Origin of the sequence: Pseudomonas sp. 2VD, from assembly GCF_005503585.1 — a bacterium.
GTDB classification, from domain to species: domain Bacteria; phylum Pseudomonadota; class Gammaproteobacteria; order Pseudomonadales; family Pseudomonadaceae; genus Pseudomonas; species Pseudomonas aeruginosa.
This window is the reverse complement of sequence record NZ_SCND01000315.1, coordinates 1-6932: the sequence shown is the minus strand read 5'-3', so window position 1 is coordinate 6932 and position 6932 is coordinate 1. Positions and strand designations below refer to the sequence as shown.

The following is a 6932-nucleotide window of genomic DNA, read 5'->3' as shown; positions in this document are numbered from 1 at the left end:
ATGTAGCGCTGCGCCAGCGGCGCCTGCTGGATCGGCAGGGCGGTGGAGCGCTCCTTGTTGGCCGGCAGGCAGAGGCCACCGGGGAAGGCGTGCAGGGCGCTCATGCCGCTCGCTCCCGGTCGCTGGCGATCAGTCGCGGCGACGGCTGCGGCCATTTCCAGTGGCGCACGTCGTCTGGGGTTTCGCGCATCTCGATGCAGTCCACCGGACAGGGCTCCAGGCACAGGTCGCAACCGGTGCATTCGTCGGCGATCACCGTGTGCATCAGCCGTGCGGCGCCGACGATGGCGTCCACCGGGCAGGCCTGGATGCACTTGGTGCAGCCGATGCATTCGGCCTCGCGGATGTAGGCTACCCGCGGCGGGGTTTCCTCGGCGGCGTCGAGCGGCTCGGGCTCCAGGTCGAGCAGGTCGGCGAGGGCGCGGATGGTCGCTTCGCCGCCCGGCGGGCACTTGTTGATCTTGTCGCCGGCGGCGATCGCCTCGGCGTAGGGCTTGCAGCCGGGGTAGCCACACTGGCCGCACTGGGTCTGCGGCAACAGGGCGTTGACCTGCTCGGCGACCGGGTCGCCCTGGACGCGGAAGCGCACCGCCGCATAGCCGAGCAGCGCACCGCCGGCCAGGCAGATCGGCAGCAGCGCGCCGATCGCCAGGAACACGCCGTTCATGGCCGGACCAACCCGCTGAAGCCCATGAACGCCAGCGACATCAGGCCGGCGGTGATCATGCCGATGGCCGCGCCGCGGAACGGCGCCGGCACGTCGGCGATGGCGATGCGCTCGCGCAGGGCGGCGAACAGCACCAGCACCAGGGAAAAGCCCAGCCCGGCGCCGAAGCCCTGGGTAGTGGCCTGGAGGAAGCCGTATTCAGCCTTGTTGGCGTTGAGCAGGGCGACGCCGAGGACGATGCAATTGGTGGTGATCAGCGGCAGGAAGATGCCGAGCACCCGGTACAGCAGCGGGCTGGTCTTCCTCACCAGCATCTCGGTGAACTGCACCACCACCGCGATCACCAGGATGAAGCCGATGGTGCGCAGGTACTCCAGGTCCAGCGGGCGCAGCACGTAGCGTTGCAGGATATGGCTGCACATCGCCGCCAGGGTCAGGACGAAGGTGGTGGCGAGGGACAGGCCGATGGCCGTCTCGATCTTCCGCGACACGCCCATGAACGGGCACAGGCCGAGGAACTGCACCAGGACAAAGTTGTTGACCAGGATGGCGCTGACCAGGATCAGGGCGAGTTCAGTCATACGCGAAGCATTCGTTGCAGGGCCGGGGCCGTCGGGGAAATCCCTTATTATCGGGTGGGATTGCCCTGCAAGGCTAGCGTACCTTCGCAGTTTGGCATGGCAACCCAGTCAGTCGCAGGCGCCGCCAGGACCCATGGTCCATGGCGGAGGCTCGTGCAAGTGCCCGCGATGTGGGTTTCAGCGCGCCAGCCGCTGCTCGATGCTTTGGCTCAGGGCCTTCAGGCGGGGCAGTACTTCTTCGGGGGGCGGGGTGTAGTCGGTGAGGTCGTCGGTGCCTTTCTGGAAGGTCTGCACCTGGATCGCTACCAGCGGATCGAGGGTGCCGCCTGTATGGGCCAGGCCGAACCAGGCGCGTTCCCGTTCGCCGGAGTCGGGGCGCGGGTCGAGGCGCCAGCCTTCGAAGGCGGCCAGGCGCTTGCCGATGTGGAGGCTGTCGAGCAGCGCGCTTTTTTTCCATTTCTGCCGGTCGTAGCCGGGACGGAAGTCGCTGTCGTAGAGGCCGCTGGTGGGACGGGTCTGCCAGGGATCGTTGGCCGAGGCGGTGAGCAGGCTGAAGATCACGTTGGGCGTGCGGGTGAAACGCAGGCTGTTCTTCAGTTCGTAGGCGGTCTTGCCGTCGTCGGCGATAAAGCCGTAGGGGAAGCAGATGCCCGGTTCGTTCGGCACTTCGTAAAGCTCGCGGGTGCGGAAGCGGGCGATTAGGTCCTTGATGCGCTGGGCGGAGTTCTCGGTCGGCTTGGAGAAGGTGAAGTAGTAGACCCGCTGGTTGCGCCAGAGCAGGACATGGAAGGGGATATTCTTGCTGCCAAGGATATGGGAGTCAGGGATGCCGAGATCGTGTTCGTAGATCTTGGCGAGAGGAATCTTGGCCTCCATTTCTGCGATTCCTTTTTTTATCCGTTCAATACTTTTCTCTTCGCTCTTGTTTTTTTGGAGCGTACTTATTGCTTTTTTATCTAGTTTTATGTTTTCTCTAAGATGGTCTTGGTATATTTCTGCTGTTCCTTTTATGTAGTTTGAGGCATTATGGAATTCATTTTTATCAACCTTTTCGGAAACGTAAAAAATCATACTGTCGTAGTCATAGCTGCCGTTGTCACCTACGGCGGTCACCTCGGCGGTAAAGTTATGCCCCCCCCCTTTGGATATCTGCCAGACTCGTGAGGCATCATAAGTTGCCCACTCCATCTCCTCCGGTATCTCGAAGGTCATTCGACCCAGACACTCCTGATATTTACTTGAGGGGGCTTCTGCCCAAGTTATATTCGAGCTGCTCAATAGGATAAGCCCCATCAAAACCCTTTTCATGTGCGATGCTTTCCTTGTGCCGAGCTATCTCCATTCATGGCGACCTGGGTGGGAAGCGATCTGCTGTCCTGATGTGCCAGGATGCTTAGATTCAAGCCGGAATCATTGCGCTCACCACGGGTCCAACTGGTTGGTAGAGCCGTGATGAAACCGGAAACCCCGTTGGGTGGTGGGAAGGTTTTCACCGAAGTGAGATTAGATGAGCGCCAGAAGATTTCCTGATATGGCATCGGCTCCATCAGTTGTCCGCCCGCCCTTAACTCGCCAGGTTTTCTGTATGCCCAGGTTGGCCATATGGAGGCGGGAAATCCGACCTCAAATCCTTTAGGCGGCTCTGGAGTCAGTTGCAGTTGAGTCTGGCTGATATTTTGGGGAATAAAATTGAAAGTCCGTTCATAGGCACGAGTATTCTCCTTGGCTAATGTTTGTATAGCTTCCCAGGCCTCTTGAGCCGCCGGGATGGACAGATAAGCACTCAACTCGCTGGCCGGCTTGACGAAACCGCCTGGCCCCTGGCTCAAGCCAAAATGCTTCTTCCACAAATTCACCCGCAACTGGTGGATGGCCTTGCCGACGATGGCGTCGTTCTTGCCGTCCAGCCTGACCGTCAGCGGCTCGCTGTCGCGCACCATCACCGCCAGCTCGGAGTCGCGCTCGCCTTGCAGGCTGCGGTCGTTGATATTGGCGCTGCCGAGGATGGCCACCCGGTCGTCGGCGATCAGCAGCTTGCTGTGCACGTAGATCTGTTCGGTGACCACCCGCCCGCCGAGCACCGCCCAGGTGCGCAGGTTGAGCAGGGTCAGGTAGCGGCTCCAGTCCTGCTGTTCGTAGACCGGGCGACCGCGAGCGTCCTTGCGCTCGATGATTTCCCGGGCCTGGGCCGGGTCGGACTTGCCTTCCAGGGCCTTGAGCGCCATCTGCCGCTGAATGCGCTTGACCAGGCTCTGTTCGCCGAACACCAGGCTCTGCTGGGTCAGGTGCACCTGGTGCATGATGTTCGGCACGTTCAGCGCGCCCTCCGGGTGCACCGGCAGGACCAGGTAGACGTGGAACGGATGCTCGCGCTGGATGGCCCGTTCGATGCGCCGCGCCAGGGCTTCGCCGATCTCGTTGAGCAGGCCGTGCTGGGCCTCGCCGAGCTTGTGGGTGAGCCAGCCCTGGGCGTTCACGCCCCACATGGCGAGCATCGACTTGAGGAACTGGCGGGCCTCGGTGCCAGGCTCCTGGGCGATCTTCTCCACTTCGGCCCAGTCCAGCAGCCAGAGGTCGCGCTGCTCCAGGGCTTCCTCCAAGCGTATCCGGACGACGAAGTCGCGTCGCAGGCTGCCAACGTCGCGCAGACTGGCCATGGGGCCTGAAAGGGGCAGATCCTTGAAAACTTCGCCTTCCTTGCCGAACTCGCTCTGGAAGAACTGGTTCTCGATATAGATGAACTGCTGCGCCCCGGAAATCGCCAGGAGCATGGCGTCCTTGCAGTTGCTCTGGACTCCTTCGGTGGAGACGCCGACCTGCAAGGGCAGGTTCACTCCCGCGCCGAGGCGGCCGGCCTGCTCCTGTTCGAGCATGCGCGCCGCGGCGCTGCGCAGTACCTGTACGGTCATGCCGCCGCGGCGCACCTCCGGCTCTTGCGGCAACTGTTCCGGCGCGTTGATCCAGCAGGGCGTGGGTGGGTCCAGTTCGAGCCGGAGGTTGCGCTTCTCGTCCAGGTAGTTCTCCAATCCCGCGGCGGCGGCCAGGCTGTTCAGCCACTTCATCACGGCTTCCAGGGCGCTGCGTACCAGCGCCGTATCCTGTAGCGCCGGCGTCTTGGCCAGGTAGGCCTGCTGGCCGTTCCAGCGGTCGATGAAGTTGCGCGCCAGGTCGTACACCGACGGCCCTTCGATGCGGCAATGCACATCCTGCCAGGGCATGCGCGGCTGGTCGGCGGCCAGCCGGGCGTTGTCCGGCGAGGCCAATGGCTGAGGCGCTTCGTCCAGGTAGCGATAGGGTTGCTGGTGGCCTCCGGCGCGGGCCTGCAACAGTCTGTGGAGTGTCCAGAACAGCGAGCCGGCCAACTCGCCGGCCTTGCCGCTCAGGTTCTGCGGGATATCTTCGAAGCCCTTGCCGCTGATCAGGGTCAGGACCTGGCCCAGTTCGGTTTCGCTCATCCACTGGTTGATCAGGAGCAGGCTCTTGATCCGCAGGGCTTCCGGCAGGTTGAGCGCGGCCGTGCGCAGTTCCTCCAGCCAGGCGCGCAGGCGGCGTTCGAGTTCAGGCTCGATGGGCAGGGCGTCGAGGTTGTCGGCGATCAGGTTGGCAATGGCGCGGATGCTGCTGGCGACCATCTGCCGCCTGAGTGCATCGAGCCGTTCGAAGCCTTCGTCCAGGCCTTCTTTCGAGCTGTTGTAGGCGCGGCCGAGCCATTGCAGGGAGGGCAGCATCGGGCTGCGGAACAGGTCGGAAAGGTAGGCGGCGCCGTTGAGGGCGCGGGCGCGGCTGGGTGCGAGGGGAATGCTCAGCAGCGGTTCGTCGCTGGCGGCGATGTGCGGGAAGGGCGACAGGCGAAGGGTGGGCGCATGCAGCGTCAGGCTGGCGAGCGGCCTGGAAAGGTCGAACAGGGTGGCCATCATCAGGCCCATGGAGCTGACGTGTTCGTCCTCCGCCATCCAGCCAAGATGCGGTAGGCCGGGATTATAGGCGTCGTTGCCCCGGCGCCCGGAGGCGTCGAGGCTGAAATCGTTGTCGTCGCGACGGCCATAGGCAAGGTCGATCCCGCCGACATAGCCGATGCGGTTGTCGATCACCACGGATTTCTGGTGGTGGGAGAAGGCGACGCCCAGTCCCTGCATGTCGCTCTGCTGGATCGCCGGCGTACAGAAGGCGCGCGCGCCGCCCTCGAGTCCGGCGTTGAGCTGGAACACCGCGAGCATGGTTTCGAAGTCATAGGTGCCGAGGCTGCCGGAAGGGCTGAGCCAGGGCATCACGTAGACCTTCAGCGCGGGCGAGCGCTCCAGCGCCTGGCGCAGGCACTGCCAGAGGCTGCGGCGGCCGTCGAGGAGGACGTCGTAGTTGACCTGCCAGCCGGTGATGAAGATGCTCGAACTGGCGCTGTCGAGGGCGCTGGCCAGGTCGCTGAAGTAGTCCCGGCCGGTGGTGAAGAAGCGGACCCGGTTACCGGCCCGCTTTTCGGAAAAGAGGTTGGACCCCTTGATGAAACAGCCCGGTGCGGAAATGGCTACGCAGGGGCTGCCATCCTGCTGGTTGATCTGGTTGAGTTCCTTTTCGTGGAGGCCGTTGTAGGGCTTCTTCTGCAACATGGATCAGTCCTTGGCCAGTAGGTGGGAATAAAGGTCGCCTTCGCAGCAACTGTCGAGCTTGCCGCGCTGGTGTTCGAGCGGGGTGGGCGCGCGCTGGCCGCCCAGGGTGTCATGGAAGTCCAGCGCGCCCAGCGCGTGGCGCGTGGCGTCCCAACCCTCACGCTCCCGATGCGGACGGATGCCTATTCGTTGCCCCGGATACACCAGCCAGACATCGCCAGGCGCACGCTCGCAGGCGTTCGATAGCTGACGCTGTTGAGTGTCGTCCAGCACCAACCGTCCCTTCTCGTCGCTCTCGCCTTCCAATACCAGGTTGTGCTCCTTACCCTGGACGATGCGCCAGGGCGTATGAATCAAGGGGAATCCTTCGTCTCCGGGAATATCCTGCAAACGGATATCGAAGCGGTATTCGCCGTTCTGCTTCGGATCGCTGGCGTGGAGACCGGCGTTGGCGGGTTGTAGCGGGCGTCCTGCGACATCGGCGTCCGCCGCCCCCGGCGTCAACGGCATCTTGATCGCGATCCCCGAGCCGCTTCCCGGTGCGCCGCCTGCATTGATCCGTGCCAGCGGGCCGCTGATGGCGATGCCGCTTGCGTCAAGCCGGATGAAGCTGCCGCCGGCCTTCACCGTCAGTTCGCTGTCAGCCTCGATCACCATCTTCTGCCCGGCCTTCAGGTGGATCTCGCGCCCGGCCCTGGCCAGGTAGGCACGACCGAGCTTCACGTGCTGGCTGTCGCCGACCGTCAGATGGTCATCGGCCTTCAGCTCGACCTTGCGCTCTCCGTGCACGGTGTGATGCTCCTCGGCCTTGAACTCGCTGTAGCTGTTCGCCTCCACGGTGTCGTGGCGTTCGTGGCCGACGCGGATCTTCTGGTCATGCTCGATGTTCTCGTCCCAGTCGCGCTGGGCATGGACGAAGATCTGTTCCTGGCCCTTGCGATCCTCGATGCGCAGCTCGTTGTAGCCACCGCCGCCAGGGCTGCTGAGGCTCTTGAAGACGCTGCGGGTCTGGTTCGCCGGCAACTCGTAGGGCACCGGGTGGGCGGCGTGGTAGACGCAGCCGCTGACCAGCGGCTGGTC

Annotated in this window: 6 protein-coding genes; all 6 read right to left on the bottom strand. The window is 63.6% G+C overall.

The genetic code is table 11. The features are described 5' to 3' along the window. Positions 1 to 104, bottom strand: a 104-nt coding sequence (locus FFS27_RS34110) for a hypothetical protein (RefSeq protein ID WP_442962190.1), incomplete at its 3' end; no start/stop codon positions are given. After that, positions 101 to 667, bottom strand: coding sequence for an electron transport complex subunit RsxB (gene rsxB / locus FFS27_RS25485; RefSeq protein WP_003092043.1), 567 nt, complete (start codon positions 665 to 667; stop codon positions 101 to 103). The genes FFS27_RS34110 and rsxB, both read right to left, overlap by 4 nt. After that, positions 664 to 1248: an electron transport complex subunit RsxA gene (gene rsxA / locus FFS27_RS25480; protein WP_003110000.1), complete on the bottom strand. Its 585-nt coding sequence runs from the start codon at positions 1246 to 1248 to the stop codon at positions 664 to 666. Before rsxA ends, rsxB begins: the two co-directional genes overlap by 4 nt. 177 nt (positions 1249 to 1425) lie before the next feature. Further along, on the bottom strand, positions 1426 to 2124 hold the full coding sequence (locus FFS27_RS25475) for a T6SS immunity protein Tli4 family protein (RefSeq protein ID WP_003109999.1): 699 nt from the start codon (positions 2122 to 2124) through the stop codon (positions 1426 to 1428). Between the two features lie 428 nt (positions 2125 to 2552). Then, a complete protein-coding gene (pldA, locus tag FFS27_RS25470) occupies positions 2553 to 5852 on the bottom strand; it encodes a phospholipase D (RefSeq protein WP_021265127.1) in 3300 nt (1099 codons plus the stop codon). Between the two features lie 3 nt (positions 5853 to 5855). After that, positions 5856 to 6932 (bottom strand): bacteriophage T4 gp5 trimerisation domain-containing protein (locus FFS27_RS25465; protein WP_409513732.1); only part of this gene is annotated, 1077 nt, incomplete at its 5' end.